This is a genomic window from Varibaculum sp. GTC20041 (assembly GCF_055387755.1).
Genome location: NZ_AP041144.1, coordinates 2,234,939 through 2,250,671, shown reverse-complemented (window position 1 = coordinate 2,250,671; position 15,733 = coordinate 2,234,939). Strand labels below are relative to the sequence as shown.

The 15,733-nt window shown below is 54.4% G+C and carries 13 protein-coding genes; 8 read left to right on the top strand and 5 right to left on the bottom strand.

Annotated features, from left to right (window positions below):
• Positions 1 to 108 precede the first annotated feature (108 nt).
• Positions 109 to 1,554, bottom strand: a complete 1,446-nt coding sequence (gene purB, locus ACZ5BI_RS09820; RefSeq protein WP_464896312.1) for an adenylosuccinate lyase — start codon at positions 1,552 to 1,554, stop codon at positions 109 to 111.
• Positions 1,555 to 1,745: 191 nt separating this feature from the next.
• Between purB and hisC the strand changes: the two genes are divergently transcribed.
• Positions 1,746 to 2,801, top strand: a complete 1,056-nt coding sequence (hisC, locus tag ACZ5BI_RS09815; protein WP_464896311.1) for a histidinol-phosphate transaminase — start codon at positions 1,746 to 1,748, stop codon at positions 2,799 to 2,801.
• A gap of 43 nt (positions 2,802 to 2,844) precedes the next feature.
• On the opposite strand, the gene ACZ5BI_RS09810 is transcribed toward hisC, so the two are convergent.
• From ACZ5BI_RS09810 to hemL, 3 genes are all read right to left on the bottom strand, one after another.
• Entirely contained in the window at positions 2,845 to 3,561 is a 717-nt protein-coding gene (locus tag ACZ5BI_RS09810) for a hypothetical protein (RefSeq protein WP_316087235.1), read from the bottom strand.
• Positions 3,562 to 5,076 carry a hypothetical protein gene (locus tag ACZ5BI_RS09805; RefSeq protein ID WP_464896310.1) on the bottom strand — a complete coding sequence of 505 codons (1,515 nt, stop codon included), beginning with the start codon at positions 5,074 to 5,076 and terminating at the stop codon, positions 3,562 to 3,564.
• A gap of 133 nt (positions 5,077 to 5,209) precedes the next feature.
• Positions 5,210 to 6,628 (bottom strand): glutamate-1-semialdehyde 2,1-aminomutase, encoded by a 1,419-nt coding sequence (hemL, locus tag ACZ5BI_RS09800; protein WP_464896804.1) that lies wholly within the window; start codon positions 6,626 to 6,628, stop codon positions 5,210 to 5,212.
• A gap of 146 nt (positions 6,629 to 6,774) precedes the next feature.
• Between hemL and ACZ5BI_RS09795 the strand changes: the two genes are divergently transcribed.
• Genes ACZ5BI_RS09795 through ACZ5BI_RS09785 form a run of 3 tightly spaced genes read left to right on the top strand, consistent with a single transcriptional unit; the run spans position 6,775 to position 7,770 of the window.
• On the top strand, positions 6,775 to 6,987 hold the full coding sequence (locus ACZ5BI_RS09795) for a DUF4244 domain-containing protein (protein WP_024059604.1): 213 nt from the start codon (positions 6,775 to 6,777) through the stop codon (positions 6,985 to 6,987).
• Between the two features lies 1 nt (position 6,988).
• Positions 6,989 to 7,393, top strand: coding sequence for a TadE/TadG family type IV pilus assembly protein (locus ACZ5BI_RS09790; RefSeq protein ID WP_464896309.1), 405 nt, complete (start codon positions 6,989 to 6,991; stop codon positions 7,391 to 7,393).
• Positions 7,390 to 7,770 (top strand): Rv3654c family TadE-like protein, encoded by a 381-nt coding sequence (locus ACZ5BI_RS09785; RefSeq protein ID WP_464896308.1) that lies wholly within the window; start codon positions 7,390 to 7,392, stop codon positions 7,768 to 7,770. Before ACZ5BI_RS09790 ends, ACZ5BI_RS09785 begins: the two co-directional genes overlap by 4 nt.
• An 8-nt stretch (positions 7,771 to 7,778) precedes the next feature.
• Here ACZ5BI_RS09785 and ACZ5BI_RS09780 read toward each other — a convergent pair whose 3' ends face one another.
• Positions 7,779 to 10,223: a DEAD/DEAH box helicase gene (locus tag ACZ5BI_RS09780; RefSeq protein ID WP_464896307.1), complete on the bottom strand. Its 2,445-nt coding sequence runs from the start codon at positions 10,221 to 10,223 to the stop codon at positions 7,779 to 7,781.
• Between the two features lie 100 nt (positions 10,224 to 10,323).
• On the opposite strand from ACZ5BI_RS09780, the gene ACZ5BI_RS09775 reads away from it, so the two are divergent.
• The 4 genes from ACZ5BI_RS09775 to ACZ5BI_RS09760 all read left to right on the top strand — a co-directional run bounded on the left by ACZ5BI_RS09775 (position 10,324) and on the right by ACZ5BI_RS09760 (position 15,596).
• On the top strand, positions 10,324 to 11,238 hold the full coding sequence (locus ACZ5BI_RS09775; RefSeq protein WP_278608582.1) for a phosphatase PAP2 family protein: 915 nt from the start codon (positions 10,324 to 10,326) through the stop codon (positions 11,236 to 11,238).
• 251 nt (positions 11,239 to 11,489) lie between these two features.
• Positions 11,490 to 13,313 carry a ribonucleoside triphosphate reductase gene (locus tag ACZ5BI_RS09770; RefSeq protein ID WP_464896306.1) on the top strand — a complete coding sequence of 608 codons (1,824 nt, stop codon included), beginning with the start codon at positions 11,490 to 11,492 and terminating at the stop codon, positions 13,311 to 13,313.
• The gene (locus ACZ5BI_RS09765) at positions 13,306 to 14,052 is read left to right on the top strand and encodes an anaerobic ribonucleoside-triphosphate reductase activating protein (protein WP_316085949.1); all 747 of its coding nucleotides are present in this window, start codon (positions 13,306 to 13,308) and stop codon (positions 14,050 to 14,052) included. Before ACZ5BI_RS09770 ends, ACZ5BI_RS09765 begins: the two co-directional genes overlap by 8 nt.
• A 152-nt stretch (positions 14,053 to 14,204) precedes the next feature.
• Positions 14,205 to 15,596, top strand: coding sequence for a variant leucine-rich repeat-containing protein (locus ACZ5BI_RS09760; RefSeq protein WP_464896305.1), 1,392 nt, complete (start codon positions 14,205 to 14,207; stop codon positions 15,594 to 15,596).
• The last annotated feature ends 137 nt before the right edge of the window (positions 15,597 to 15,733 follow it).

The following is a 15,733-nucleotide window of genomic DNA, read 5'->3' as shown; positions in this document are numbered from 1 at the left end:
TGCATCACAAAGCGCTGGTATCAGGCTAAATGCTCTGCTTAGGGCGCCTCAAATATCGGGAATTCGACTCAATAGAGGCGGTTTTCAATACTTACCGCCTGGTAAGTATTAGTTTTTTAATGCTTCCCCGGTGGCAAGTTCACTAGCGTATCCGAAGTAGGTTTTGGGGGTTAGTGCCAGCAAACGAGACTCGGCATCCTCAGAAAGTCCTAATGAAGTTAGAAACTCTTTCATCGCTGCCTCATCAACTTTGCTATCCCGAGTCAGCTCTTTCAGCCGTTCATACGGGTTATCCATCCCGGGAGTCCCGGCCAGTCCTTCAACCCGCATCACCTGCTGCACGGCCTCGCCCAGTACTTCCCAGTTCTGGTCAAGGTCACGCGCCATTACCTGGCTTGCCACATCCAATCCCCGCAAACCGCCCTGAAGATTGGATAGGGCAAGCAGGGAGTGGCCGATAGCAACCCCAATATTGCGTTGGGTAGAAGAATCCGTTAAATCACGCTGCAGGCGCGAAGTCACTAAAGTCTGCGCCAAAGTTTCTAGCAGCGCACAGGAAATCTCTAGATTAGCTTCCGCATTTTCAAAGCGAATCGGATTGACCTTATGCGGCATCGTAGAAGACCCCGTGGAACCCTGTGCCGCCAGGTTCTGGTGGAAGTAACCCATCGAAATATAACTCCAGCAATCGGTGGCCAGGTTATGCAGGATCCGGTTAGTGCGCGCCAAGTCGCTATAAAGCTCACTTTGCCAGTCGTGCGATTCAATCTGAGTAGTAAGCGGATTCCAAGCAAGACCCAAATGTTCCACAAACGCCTTAGATAACTGCGGCCAGTTAGCGTCGGGCACCGCCACTTTATGTGCCGCCCAAGTACCGGTAGCACCATTAATCTTGCCCAAGTATTCGGTGTTGTCAATCCGGGAAAGTTGGCGGCGTAACCGGTGGGCAAACACTGCCATCTCTTTACCTAAAGTCACCGGAGTGGCCGGTTGCCCATGAGTATGTGCCAGCATAGGAACTGTGGCCGCCTGGCGAGCTAGTTGCGCAAGCTGCTCAACAAGCTGGCGCGCCTGCGGTATCCAAACCTGTTCCACCGCTGCCTTAATCCCAATTCCGTAGGCCAGGTTATTAATGTCCTCAGAAGTACAAAAAATATGCACCGCTGCCAGGTAGTTAGGCAGAGAAGTTTCCCCCAGCACTTCGGAGGCGCCGCGCAGGCGGGCTTGCAGGAAATACTCCACTGCTTTCACGTCATGTTTAGTTTCTGCTTCGATTTCTTTTAGCTCAGCCACTTCGGCTTCACCAAAAGTAGTGATCAGCGAGCGCAAATACCGTTTTTCGTCCTCGCTAAAGGGGCTTACCCCCTTCAATACCCGGTTTTCTGCCAAGAAAAATAGCCACTCTACCTCGACTAATAACCGGGAGCGGTTCAAAGCCGGTTCTGATAGATAATTGGTGAGCGCACTGACCTGGGAACGGTAGCGGCCATCTAAGGGGCCTAAAGCAATATCGGTTTTGGCGAAATCAAAGCAGTCATCAAAAAGGGTTTGCATAACTCCTATTATGGCACGAGGCCGTGCGGCAAAGTTTCAGCGGAGGCTCGGGTGAATTTTGAAACCGGCGGGGCAGGTTCTTTCCTAAGGCTAGGGCGAAGCTAGAAAGAGGTGACCTGGCGCAATCAGTCATCTGCGGACAATTTTGAAACCAGAAAGCGTAGCCGGCAGAAAAAAGGCAAACTTAAGTTATGAGTCAGGTTCGATTACGGCAGGTACTTTCCGACCTGCCCGCCTATGTTGCCGGCAAAGGTGATGCCGGAAAAATAGTAAAACTATCCAGTAACGAGCTGCCTTTTCCGCCGGCAAAGCCGACTATCGAGGCTGGGGAGCAGGCTCTGACCAGTATTAACCGCTACCCGGATGCCATTGGCGGCAAGTTGATAGCAAAATTGGCGGCGCATTACCATCTGGATCCCTGCCAAGTGGTGGTAGGCCCTGGATCTATTCAGGTGCTAGCGAATGCGTTAAGCGCCGTGGCACAGGCGGGAAATAACGTGGTCTATGCCTGGCGTTCATTTGAGGCCTACCCGATTCTAGTGGGAATCACCGGCGCCTCCTCGCGCCAGATCCCGCTTAAGAGTGACGGCAGCCATGACCTGGACGCGATTTTAAGTGCCGTAGACGAAAACACGGCCTCGGTTATCCTGTGTAGCCCGAACAATCCTACGGGGACTTCTTTGACCGGGACTCAGGTTCGCGAGTTTTTGGCGGCCTTGCCTGCCCAGGTATTGGCGGTTTTGGATGAAGCCTATTTCGAGTTTGATACTTCCCCCGGTCACGTTGACGGGGTGACTTTACTCGCGGACTTTCCTAATCTGCTGGTGCTGCGCACTTTTTCGAAAGCCTACGGATTGGCTGGCTTGCGTTGTGGCTATGGTTTAACTAGCCCGTTGCTGGCGGAAGCGATCCGCAAAGTGGCTACTCCTTTTGGGCTCTCGGCGGTGGCGGAAGCTTGTGCCGTGGCGGCACTGGCAGATGATCAGGCTATGCGCTCTCAGGTGTCCCAAATCTGTAAGGAGCGCGAGCGAGTACTTAGTCAGTTGCGCAATCTTGGTTGGACAATCCCGCAGGCAGGCGGCAACTTTATCTGGTTTGCCAGGTCGGTAGGGGAGCAGATTCAGGCGGCAGCGCTTTCCCAGGGGGTACAAACGCGGGGATTCCCCGAGGGCGTGCGGGTAACTATTGGTAGCCGGGCAGAAAATGATCAGTTCCTGGCGGCTATTAGCAGCATAAAGCCCAGGTAAATCGTTGTTTGGTCAAGCGTTTCCGGTATGGAGCCGGCAGTTTTTAGGTAAGTAATTCCCGGTAGCTCCAAAATAGGTCGCGCCGCCAATCAGGTACGGCTGGATCTACCAAGATGGCTTGGGGTAGCTTGCGGGTGAGCTGTTCTTTCAGGGTAGTCGGTATCGCTTGGGGAACGCCTCCGCTATCTACCAGAAAAACCACCGGCCAGCTGCCAGGCTTAAATCCCTGAAAGCTGGCGGTTAAAGCCTGCAGAGTGAGTCCGGTTGGTAGCGGAAGGCTGGGCGTTAAAGAAACCAGTTGCCCGGTATGTTCGCTATTTGCCGGGGTGACCTCTATGGATTCCGAAGCGATCGGGGTGAGGGCGTCCTCGGTGGGAATCCCCGCTACTAGGGATGCTAAACGGGGAAGATCATGGGCTTCTAAAGTGATCTCAAATTGTCCCCCCGGGTTAAGGAGGGCACCTATTGGCTGAGAGTCTTCGGCGCCCTCGCTGATCGCATCAAGATGTTCAGTTAAGAGGGCGGCGTTAACTTCAGCGGATGCAGGGGAGCGCAGGCGGGTAGCGTAGGCGAGTAAAAACTGGGAATCTCCCTGCCAGCGCAGTTCGCCACTGCTGTATACGGGGTAGATCGCGAGGGCGCGAAGCAGTGGTTCCAACCTGCCGGTAGCTATCGTCATATATATGGCTTGATCCAGCGGCTGATCTTTTTCTCTCTTTAACCGGTAATCGCGCACCCGGCTACGGAAGGATTTTTTCATTTAGGGGTGTAGGCGGGAAAAAATGAGTAATCCGATACCGGTTAGCCCGGCAGCTCCCAGACCTAAGGCAAATACGGCTAAAGAGGAAGAACGAATCCACTGCTTGGTAACCAGATCGGTGGAAGTACTATCTGCCTGGAACTTTAAGGGATTGTCGTTACCAGTTTGGCTGCCTGAATTGGAGTCGCTATCAGCGGCAGAGCCGGGGTTAGTATCGGAGTCCGAGGCAGTTCCCGCGGGATCTCCTGTCTTTGCGGAGCTAGTCGCGGGATCGGGCAGGGTGGGGAAGGCGTTTGCTGGAGGTTGCGGTAGCTGGGCGCGACTTAGCGAGCCACCGGTGCGCGACAAGTTAGTGCCTACTCGCTGCGAACTTGCTTGCAGTCGCGAAGAGGAAGACAGGTTGGGGTTTCGCGCCGCACCATTATGCCCGCTCAAAGGTTTCGAGGTGGGACTAGTTCCCGGATTTGAGGTTCCACCCTGATTCCCGTGACCGGGTGTGGAAGTGCCCGGAGTGGTTTTTCCGGGGTTAGGGGTGGGATCGGTTCCGGGATGGGTGCCTCCGCCTTGATCCCCGGGTTCCGGATCGGGAGTATCAGGGGTAGTTTCCCCCGGATCGGGAGTAGGGGGATTTTCTGATCCTTCCTCGTCCTTTCCATCGACAATATCCTGAAGATCTTTAGGAACCGAAGCTTCTTTACCAACGATAAAGGTGTAGGCCATTTCAGCCTGGTAAGGCTTGTTGGGATTCTTCGGGTCGGTAGTGATGGCTTTCAGGTAGACGGTATAAAAGCCAGCTTGGCTAAAACGCAGACTAATCGAGTCTTCTTTGCTTAATAGCAGGTTCTTAAATCCACTGTCCGAACTGCTCTTAGCCTGGGAGTATGGCATTTCTTGGTAGCCGCCACCAGACTGCGGGGACCAGGACTCTACTTTCGTTCCCGGATCCCAATTCTTCACTTCGGTCACCTGGAAAACGGTCTGCGTTTTAGTACTAAAACCAGAGGAGGCCACGGCGGACTCATCTGAGGTAAAGATCGTTCCATAATAGACCGGGGCGATAGCCTGCCCGTTTGTATCGGAAGCAACCCGCACGCAGGTACCAGTTTTAGGTTTTAAAGTGGAGACTTCTTCACCCTGTTCATTTACAGTTTTAAGGGTTCGGGCATCAATGAACTGATTACTGGGATCGACCCGAGACTTCCAGGTCGTATTGGTATAGCCCAGGTAGGTTTCCCCGTTCGCATATCCCAAATAAATCGGGGTGTTTTCATTTACATCATTAACAAACTCGGCTCCACCAGGGCAATTCTTTTGTGTCCAGTCATTAAGATCCTGGGTCTGGCCAGCTGGGTTGGTAGTGGAAGCGCTGGTGGACGGCGTGTCGGAAGGGGCGGCAAGCGCGAAAGGAGCAGAGCATAGACCAACGCACAGCGGCGCCGCTGCCACTAGGGTAGTGGCAGCAAAACTGCTGATCTTGCGCAGAATGCTCATAGTAATCGGAACTTTCCTACCCAACCTATTAATATATTCAATAGTGTATCACAACATTAAAGCATAGCGATAGATTTTTAATTGAATTCAATCAAAAGCGACTAAAGTCCTGGGGTGATGAGGTTTCGATTAGAACAACAAGGTGAACAATTTTAACTTAACTATCATTGCTTTCAGCTTCGGCCGCAGCTCGCATCGCGGAAGGCAAGGCCTCCAAAATCCGTCCTACTGCCCGATCATCGTGAGCCGAAGACACGAACCAAGCTTCATAACCTGAAGGCGGCAGGGCAATGTTTTCCTCTTCCATTGCGTGGAAGAAGGCACGGTAACGGAAAGTTTCTTGCGTATTGGCCTGTTCGAAATTGGTAACTCCGTTTTGTGCGGGAAGTTCTCCAAAGAACACGGAGAACAAACTGCCCGCCCGGTTGATTTTCAGGGCAACCCCCGCTTCTGCGGCCTCTTGCTCAATCGCCCCGATGAGGGCATCGGCAACTGCACTAGTGCGGGCATAGACTGTATGATCTGCCAGTTCTAATGTTTTTAGTCCGGCAGCAGTAGCCAAAGGATTACCCGAAAGGGTGCCTGCCTGGTAAACCGGGCCGAGCGGTGAAAGCTGCTCCATGATTTCGCGGGAGCCTCCCAGAGCCGCTAGTGGCATGCCCCCGCCAATCACCTTGCCAAAAGTAAATAGATCCGGTACGAACTCTGCTTTTTCGAGCTCACCTGCCTGCCAGCGAGCCAGCTCGTCCTCGTTGGAGAAATCGGGAAGTTTAGCGGGAAGGTCTACCCAATAATCGTTTTGCAATCCCCAGTATCCAGAAGGACCGACCCGGAAACCGGTTAGCACTTCATCGGTAATCATCAACGCCCCATACTTGTGGGTAAGTGCGCGAATATGTTGGTTAAAACCGGGCAGTGGCGGTACGACTCCCATATTGGCGGGGCAGGATTCACATATAACTGCCGCGATCTGTTCGCCTTTGCGCTCGAAGGTTTCGGTAAGAGCCTCAAAATCGTTATAGGGAAGCACGATAGTTTCGGCAGCTACGGCGGCAGTTACCCCCGCAGAGCCAGGTAAGCCTTGGGTGGCGACTCCAGAACCAGCCGCGGCGAGCAGGCCATCGGAGTGACCGTGGTAGCAACCCGCAAATTTTACGATCAGGTCACGTCCGGTTACTCCGCGCGCCAAGCGGATGGCGGTCATGGTGGCTTCGGTGCCAGTAGAAACCATGCGTACCTGTTCGCATGAAGGCATCCGAGCAGTGATGGCCTGCGCTAACTTGGTTTCGCCTACCGTGGGGGCACCAAAGGAAAGGCCTTTAGCGGCAGTTTCTTGCACTGCGTGTACTACTGGGGGGCAAGAATGTCCCAGTAGTGCCGGCCCCCAAGACCCCACTAGATCCACAAAAGTGTTGTCTTCCTCGTCTCGTATATATGCTCCGAACGCCTCTTTAATAAAGTGCGGAGTGCCGCCCACGCTTCCATAGGCGCGAACCGGAGAGTTAACTCCCCCGGGGATCGCTTTTTTGGCTTGGGCGAATAGTTCTTCAGCGGATCGGGATTCTTGCTCACTCATGCGCCCATTATCGCCCACAAGTCCCCAAGAGGCGATAATTGCGGCCTTTACACAGAACATTATTTAGTTTTTTTCATTATTTTCTGCCTGCGCGAAGCTGATACCACCTCCGGCCGAACCGGCGGGGGAACAGGAAAGGGGAAGGGATGAAAGATTTCGCGTTGCGCGCCTTGGTTTGGGCGCAAACCCGGCAGGCAATTGCGCGGCTAAGAACTGAAGAGGACGGGATGACCACCGCCGAATATGCCATCGGTACTTTAGCGGCAGCCGCCTTCGCTGGTCTGTTGATGGCAGTCATTAAGGGAGGAGGGATAAAAAGCGCATTAACTGCAATTATTAAACAAGCACTTTCGATTTAAAGTGACAACATTATTTGGGAAACATCCGCAGTCGGCGCAGTTTATTAGATGGCTGCGCCGACTGTGGCAAATGCGTCGGGATTGTCAGGGTGGTTATGCCACTGTCGAAACTGCTTTGACCCTGCCTGCCTTGGTGGCGGTAGCGGTGATGGGATTAGGGGTCGGGGCAGCTGGCGCCGCCAAGGTGCAAACTTGTGACGCGGCGCGGACGGCAGCGCGCGCGGCGAGCATCGGAAAAACGTGGCCAGGTGGCGGCTCCATTACGGTCAGCGTAGACAGCAGTGGGCAGTGGGTACGTGCCACAGCCAGTAAGAACCTGGTGGGGAAAGCAAAACTTTTACCCGCGGTGACCTGTAAAGCTAGCACGCTAAAAGAACCAGAGTTGGCGATGGGGATAGAGCCGTGAAAACCAGGAAGAGTCGCGCCCAGCTATCCCCCACAGCATCGGAGGCGGGGTCGGCCACCATATGGGCGGTGGGATTTATCTGTTTGCTAGCGGCTTTGACGGTGGGGATTGGATTATTAGGGGGCGCCTTAAGTGCGAAAGCACGAGCACAAACGGGGGCGGACTTTGCGGCTCTAGCCGCCGCCCAGGCTCACTTTTATGGCACCGCGAACGCTCCTTGTGCCGTGGCTACTCAGGTTGCCCGAGAAAATGCGGTGTCCTTAGATTCCTGTATTTTGCGCGTTGGGGACGTGCAAGTTTCGGTGCGGATAAAAACCGTTTTCAACTGGCAGCTTAAAGCTCATTCCCGAGCCGGCCCCGCCATTAATCCCCCTTAAAACACTGGTTAGCTGGCAGTGCCGGCCGAACCAAAGCTGCGAAGTAAGAACTCTAAAAGATCCCGGCCGGCAGATTTAGAAAGCATTTCGTTCCCATTCCCGCATTTGGGGGAGTGGATACAGCGCGGACACCCCTGCTTGCAGGGACAAGCATTTACTTGCCGATAGGTTAAATCTAGCCAGGTTCCTAGCTGGCGAAAACCTTGCCGGGAAAAACCGGTACCTCCGGGGGTTCCATCGTAAATAAACACCGTGGGCAGTCCAGTTTGGGGATGCTGGGTTAAAGATAATCCCCCCAGATCCCAACGGTCACAGGTGGCCACTAAGGGAAGCAAACCAATCAGGGCGTGTTCAGCTGCGTGCAACCCCCCGCCCAATAGCTGTTCTTCGTTTAGCTGCAGCTGTTTAACCAGCTTTTCTGTTAGCGTGAACCAGGTGCCGGTAGTTTGCAAGGTTCGGGTGGGGCAATCCAATTGGAAAGAAGCTTGATAAACATGACCCGGCAGGCGCAATAGGTCAAAAGAGGTAACCGTGGTTTGTACTTCGATCCGTCCGTAATGCCAGCTAACTGCCGACGAAGGAGTCAGCGGGGCGACTTCTTCTGAGATGATCGAAATGCTGGTATCCGTGTTTGGGCGGGTACGTAGCTTCTTCGGCCCGGGAACCACTTCCGCGATATCGTCATCTCGGCGAGAAACCTGCCAGACGCGCCCTTGATGCACATAAATCGCATCCGGGTGCAGTACGCTGTCCGCCCGGGAACTATCAACCGTGCCAATCACCTGGGCACTTTCTGATTCAATAATTTGTACTTGGCCACTATCTCCGCGAAGCTTTACTGCCTGCCAGGGCGAAAATCGTTTGGTGATATCGAAACAAAGTCCCGCCGGTCGATCTACCAGCAGTCCTTGCTGGAGAAGCTGAGACATGATTTCGGCGCTCGCTTCGCCAAATAAAGCAGTATCCTCATTGGTTAAAGGAAGTTCTGCTGCGGCACACAGCAGTTGCGGCGCCAGCACAAACGGATTTTCGGTGTCGAAAACTATTTGCTCGGCGGAACGAAAAATCTCTTCCGGGTGGTGCGCTAGAAAATCATCTAAAGGATTATCGGAAACCACCAAGATGCCCAAGCCATCTTGCCCGGAGCGACCAGAGCGACCAAGTTGCTGAAAGAAACTGGCGCGGGTTCCCGGCCAAGAACAGGTGATGGTGGCATCCAGTCCGGAAATATCGATCCCCAATTCTAGGGCGGAGGTCGCTGACAGGCCTTGTAGCGTGCCGGTACGTAATTCTTTTTCTAGCTTTCGGCGCTCTTCGGGCAGGTAACCACCGCGATAGGCGGCCACTCGCGACATTAAATGCGGGTTACGGGTACTCAGTTGATCCCGGGCAATCTGGGCAATAGTTTCTACTCCCTGCCGCGAGGGCGCAAAGGTCAAAACTCGCCCTCCGCTATTTACTAGCTGCGCCAACAGGCGTCCGCCTTCCCAAATGGCAGGGTAACGCGGCCCTTCTGCCCCCTCACCTTGCCTCTGGCCTGTGGCTTCTTCAGTTTCTTTTGGCTCTTTTTCTGCCGAGATGCTGTCCCAGCCTCCCTCCTCGCTAGTTTCCCACAGGTTTTCGTCTTCCCAGGAAGCGGGGTCACTATCCTCGATTAACGGCGGACGCCACACGAAAACTGTGCGGGCACCATTGGCGGAAGTGTCGCGGTCAATAACCTCTAGCTGGCGTCCTCGCCCCAACATATTAGCCCCATGAGCTGCCGGATTAGCGGTAGTAGCCGACAGTAAAGCAAAGACCGGGTCAGCTTGGTATTTGCGAGCCAGGCGACGCAGGCGGCGTAAAATCAAGGCCACATTTGCCCCCAGCACCCCCCGGTAATAGTGCGCCTCATCCACAATCACCAGCGATAATCCTCGCAAAAAGGGGCGCCAAAGCTCGTTATGGGGTAGCAATGCGTAATGTAGGAAATCGGGATTAGTCAGCACCGCATCGGCGCCTGTGCGCGCCCACTTTTTAACTTCCGCCGGACTATCGCCATCGACCGGGGCGACCTGTAGATCCAGGGCGGCCAAGCTTGCCCAATGGGTTAAAGCGGTTGCCTGGTCACGAGCCAAGGCCTTGGTTGGTGCTAAATAGAGAGCGGTGGGACGGGTACCCACCAGGGATTTATGTCCGCGCGCTAAGAACGCCAGCCAAGCTGCCAAAGATTTACCGGAACCGGTTCCGGAAGTAAGAATCACGTCCCTGCCACTATATAAAGCATTTGCGCAGCTAACTTGATGTTCCCAGAGGCGTTCAATCCCATCGGCTATCAAAGCCGCCTGTAAATCTTTGCCTACCCAACTCGGCCAAGGCGCAAAACTGGCGCGCCGCGCAGGCAGCACGGTTTCGTAAAGCAACTGGTCGCTGCTAAAGGAACGCAATCCGTCCGCCAGGTTAGCGATACTCACCGGAATCTCCCTTGTTGACGCGAAAATATTAATGTTTAGAGCCTGCTTCCAAATCCCCGTGGTTGTGGAAACCACGGGAGTGACAAATTAAGGTTAAAGCATGACTAGCACGCTGAGAAGAGGACTAACTGCCGGTTACGTGCGTCGTTTTTCGGTCGCGCTATTTGCGGCCGGGTTCTTTGTTGCCTGCTACCTGATTTTTGTGTGCACCCGCGCTGGGCAGGCTACCGATACGCTCGCCATGTTCGCTTTATCTAACCTCAATAGTTCTTTTGCCCCTTGGGATCAAGCGTTACTGCGGGAATGGTATTTATTTGTTTTGGTTCCACTAATCGCCGCGGCAGTGATAGTTGCCCTAGTAAGAAGGCGTTTTGCCCTGGGTGCCCGGATGCTGGTGATGGTGGGGGCAGCCACGGTAACCACCCAGATCCTAAAGCATCTGGTGCTTTCCCGCCCTGCCCTAGGAATCACCTACTATATGACGAACTCGTTTCCTTCTGGTCACACCACGACCGCCGGAGCTGCCGCGGTAGCGCTGGTGATGGTAGCGGCTGATCGTTGGCGGGAAGTGGCCACCTACCTATCGGCACTGGTGCTCTGGTTAGTGGCTTTAGCGGTAATCGTAGCGCGTTGGCATCGCCCCTCTGATGTCTTCGCCGCCATTTGCGTAGTAGCCGTGTTTTCTCTGTTGTTGTCTCCCCTGGAGCTGGGGGGAGAGCGGGGACAGCGAGCGTTGCGGCGAGGACGGATCGTCACTTTCTTGGCGGTGACCATGTTTTTAGTAGGAACCGTGATGGTCACCTACTGTTATTTTCAACTAGGTGCCGGCAGCCCCTATTTTTCTGCCGCCAGCGCCAGCAGTGACCTGCGGGAACTCGCGGCTTCGCGTCACCAGCTCGCTCTCTTGCTGGCAGGAGGCACCGTGCTCACCCTCGCCGGAGCCTGCTGGATTTTCATTTTCGAGGTCGCGCGAGCCGGAATGCGCACCCTAAAATCGCCCTCTGCCCCCGCCTAGGTCTTTTGCCCCAAAGGGTTTTTGGCACTTCGAGCGCCCCCAATAGGGAGCGCTTCAGGTTATTTCCGCCCCCGCCAGCAAATATGAGAAGAATAAGCGCAAACACAATATCTAGTGGTTAACATTTAGGAAACCTACTATATCTCGTGTGTCTTTACCTGTTTCTGGGCGGGTATGCCTATAGTCGATAGCGGTGGCTACGAAGCCGTAGACAAACAAGAAGAACTTGAAGGAACCAAAAGAGGATAAAAATGGCACCCCAAACGAAAATGAAACACCTGGTTGATCCCGCTCAGACCGTAAATGAGTATTTATCAAAAGCTGATTGGCGGGTAAATGCTAATGCGAACCAGGGTTATTCCTTGGGGGGACTAATCCTTAACTCGTCGGGCAAACTGATCGCCAACTATTGGCTAAACGAAATCTACACTCCCGAAATTGGGAAGGCGCACCGCGAGGGCGACTATCATATTCACGACCTGGATATGTTCGCCGGTTACTGCGCGGGCTGGTCCCTAAAACAACTGTTACAGGAAGGCTTTAATGGGGTTCCGGGGGCGATTGCCTCCAATCCGCCTCGCCATTTTTCCTCCGCCTGTGGGCAAATCGTTAACTTCTTGGGAACTTTGCAAAACGAGTGGGCAGGGGCGCAGGCTTTCTCTAGTTTCGACACCTATATGGCGCCGTTTATTCGCAAAGATAACCTGGACTACGAGCAGGTTCACCAGTGCATGCAGGAACTGATTTACAACCTGAACGTGCCGAGCCGTTGGGGTAGCCAGTGTCCCTTCACTAACCTCACGTTCGACTGGACTTGCCCCGACGACCTTGTCGATGAATACCCCTTGATTGGGGATGAACTGATGGACTTCACCTACGGGGATCTGGCCGAAGAAATGGAGATGATTAACCGGGCATTCATCGAAGTGATGACTGCCGGGGATGCCGATGGACGGGTGTTTACTTTCCCCATCCCCACCTACAACATCACCCCCGATTTTGATTGGGATTCCCCCAACACCGAGCGCCTATTCGCCATGACCGCGAAATACGGTCTGCCCTACTTCCAGAACTTCCTGAACTCGGATCTGGATCCCCATATGATTCGCTCCATGTGCTGCCGTTTGCAGCTAGACCTGCGCGAACTGCTAAAACGAGGCAACGGCTTGTTCGGTTCGGCGGAACAAACTGGCTCCCTGGGGGTAGTGACCATTAATATGGCGCGCCTCGGCTACCTCTATAAGGGCGATTTGAACGGGCTCACCCGCCAGCTTGATCACCTCATTGACTTGGCCAGCCAGTCCCTAGAGAAGAAACGGGAAGTTATTTCCTGGCATATGGATTCCGGTCTTTTCCCTTATACCCGCCGTTACCTGGGCACTCTCGATAACCATTTCTCCACGATCGGAGTAAACGGAATGAACGAGATGGTGCGCAACTTTACCGAGGACGCGGAAGATATTACCGGTGAAATGGGGCATAAGATGTGTGCTGACCTGCTAGATCATATTCGCGAGCGGATGGTGCAGCTGCAGGAAGAAACTGGGCACCTCTATAACCTAGAGGCCACTCCGGCCGAAGGTACCACTTACCGCTTTGCGAAAGAGGACGCTAAACGTTTCCCCGGGATTATTCAGGCGGGAACTAAGGACGCTCCCTACTACACTAACTCTTCGCAGCTGCCGGTAGGTTACACCCAAGACGCTTTCCAGGCGCTAGAAGAACAGGTGGAACTGCAAGGTAAATACACTGGGGGCACCGTATTGCACCTATATATGGGGGAGGCGATGAACTCCGCTCAGTCCTGCAAGACCCTGGTGCACCGGGCGCTCGCGAACTTCAAGCTGCCCTATATTACAATCACCCCCACCTTCTCCATCTGCCCAGTCCACGGGTATTTGTCGGGTGAACATTTCGATTGTCCCAAGTGTGCCGCCGAAGGCAACCACGAGCAGCCCTGTGAAGTGTGGACGCGGGTAATGGGATACTTCCGTCCCGTGACCTCTTTCAATACCGGCAAGCAGAGCGAGTACGCTGAGCGCACTACTTTCTCGCAAGAGTTAGCCGGTGTCTGATTTTTTGGCAGTTAACGGGGAACCGAGCCTGCTGGGGCAGGCCAGGCAGCTTAACATCGCGGGTCTAGTCCCGTTTTCTACCGTGGACTGGCCAGGGAAGATCGTGGCCAGCGTGTTTTGCCAGGGGTGTCCTTGGCGCTGCGCCTATTGCCAAAACTATGAAATCTTAGATTTTAAAGTACCCGGGGCAGTACCGTTTGCGGAGCTAGAAGAGTTGCTAGGACGCCGGAAAGGCCTGCTCGATGGGGTAGTGTTTTCCGGCGGGGAAGCGCTCGCGCAAGCAGCGGTGATTCCCGCTGCCCGCTGGGTGAAGGCGCAGGGTTTCCAGGTGGGGTTGCACGCGGCGGGCGCTTATCCTTCGCGCCTGCAAGCAATGTTGGCGGCAGGTTTGCTCGATTGGGTGGGGCTAGATATTAAAGCCTTGCCCACTGACTACCGCCAAGTCACCGGGGTAGCGGGCGCAGATAAGGCTTTTACCTGTCTAGATGCCGTGTTGGCCAGCGGCATCGACTACGAGGTACGCCTAACTGTTTACCCTGGACACCCCGGAAAAGTGGTGGAGTTAGCGCGAGATTTAGCGGCGCGAGGAGTCAAAAACTTTGCCCTACAACAGGCACGCGAGCTGGGAGCGTCCCCAGATTTTAAGGCCGAGGCTCAAGGCTGGGATAGCCAAGTAAAAACCTGGGCTAAGGAAATCGACTCTTTGGGGTTTGAACAATTTTCTTTCCGGCCTGCTTGAGGACGCTGGTAACTTAGGTGCGCTGTGGTTTCACTTTCATCAGTAGTTGGTAGCAGGAGTTTTCTACCAGACTGGTTTTTACAGATTTGAGCCACGGACGAGCCTTGCCAGTTAGAATAAGAACAGTGTTGTCCCAACCTCAAAGGTAAGCCATGTCTGATAGTGATGATTTAAAGGAATTGCGCGAGCGCGCGTTAGCTCCGGAAACTAACGCTAATGAACTGTTCGAGATATCTGCGCAACATCCCGAGGTTTATGCGGAAGTCGCGGCGAACCCGAATGCCTATCCGGATCTGCTTGATTGGTTGGAAAACGTAGGCGATGACCGCGTAAAAGCAGTGGTGGCTGCACGTAGAGACGGCCTTTCTGGCACCGAAGCGCTAGCGAAAGGCAGCGAAGAGAACCCGGAGGCAGCTTCCGGCGAAAAAGATAGCCATCCGGGCGGCGACCAGGAAGAGATGAAACCTGGCTCCACAGACTCTGCGACCCTAGCCTTTGCTCCCCCTACCGATTCGGAAAGCGAAGCGGCAGCTACCGAGAAAATCGAAACTACCGGCCAAGCAGCGGAGACTGGGCAGCTAGAGGAAACAAACCCGGTTGCTGAGGGCGCAGAAGCCAAAACCGCAGAGATAACAGAAAGCCCGGTGGCCAGTGCGGACGCGGAGGCAGCGGGAGATAGCCCCGAAATTCCCAGCGAAAGCGCACAGTCGCCCCAAATCCCCGGCAGTGACGAAGAAAATGACGATGATGCTACCCGCCTGGGAAGCTTGCCGGTAGAAAATCCCGGTTCTTCTGGGCAAACAGCTGAGGATTATCCGACGGTGATGGCGGCTCCCGCGGCCATGCCTCCCGCGTATGCTTCTCCGGTATATGCAGAGCCTGCCTATCCGGAGCCGCCCCGGCAACCAATGATGAGTCAGCCGCCGGCTGGCTATTCCCCTTTCCCGGCCTACCAGAATCCCGTGGGGGAGAGTCCGCAACCGGAAAAATCCCGCCGCAGCTGGGGGATTATTGTATTGACGGTACTGCTAGTGTTGGCGTTAATCGGCTTGGCGATTGTGGGTACCTGGATAGTTTCCTCGCGTGGAGACAACAAAGGGCAAGCGGGCGCCAGTGAGTCCCAAAGTGATTCCACTCGAACCGCTACGGTAATGGAAACCACGGTTACCACTACGGAAACTCCTGTCGAAACTGGCAAACCGATCCCCGCCGGAGCGGTCTACGAAGGTCATGGGTTTTTCACCCCTACCCGAAATATTGGCTGCATGATGAGAGGCGATGGGGTCTCTTGTGAAATTTACCAGCGGCAATGGGAACAGGGCTGCGATGGAGATTGGGTTAGCGAAGTAGATAGCAGCGGAACTAACAGCTACTGCGATACCGATGATGCTGGTGGTGATCCCCAGACCCAAGCCACTTATGGCACCGTCTACTATAACGGTGACTATGCCTGTGAAGTGGGTAAATACACCGGCGTTAACTGCTGGAACTCTAAGACGGGTCGCGGGTTTACGATGCGCCAGGCCGACCACACCACCTACTAGCCTTCAGTAATGCCCCTCTGTTGGGGGAGCATCTTCGCGTCCTACTGCGCACATATCCCGGTGGCTATTTAAAGCCCGCTAACGGTTAGCGATCCCGGTGGTAAACCAGCCTGCGGTCGGATTACGTCCTGACAGAC

What these genes read in the sequence shown, in the direction of transcription:
- purB (WP_464896312.1), bottom strand. Translation starts at nt 1,554, where the DNA reads ATGCAAACCCTTTTTGATGACTGCTTTGATTTCGCCAAAACCGATATT.
- hisC (WP_464896311.1), top strand. Translation starts at nt 1,746, where the DNA reads ATGAGTCAGGTTCGATTACGGCAGGTACTTTCCGACCTGCCCGCCTAT.
- ACZ5BI_RS09810 (WP_316087235.1), bottom strand. Translation starts at nt 3,561, where the DNA reads ATGAAAAAATCCTTCCGTAGCCGGGTGCGCGATTACCGGTTAAAGAGA.
- hemL (WP_464896804.1), bottom strand. Translation starts at nt 6,628, where the DNA reads ATGAGTGAGCAAGAATCCCGATCCGCTGAAGAACTATTCGCCCAAGCC.
- ACZ5BI_RS09795 (WP_024059604.1), top strand. Translation starts at nt 6,775, where the DNA reads ATGAAAGATTTCGCGTTGCGCGCCTTGGTTTGGGCGCAAACCCGGCAG.
- ACZ5BI_RS09775 (WP_278608582.1), top strand. Translation starts at nt 10,324, where the DNA reads ATGACTAGCACGCTGAGAAGAGGACTAACTGCCGGTTACGTGCGTCGT.
- ACZ5BI_RS09770 (WP_464896306.1), top strand. Translation starts at nt 11,490, where the DNA reads ATGGCACCCCAAACGAAAATGAAACACCTGGTTGATCCCGCTCAGACC.
- ACZ5BI_RS09760 (WP_464896305.1), top strand. Translation starts at nt 14,205, where the DNA reads ATGTCTGATAGTGATGATTTAAAGGAATTGCGCGAGCGCGCGTTAGCT.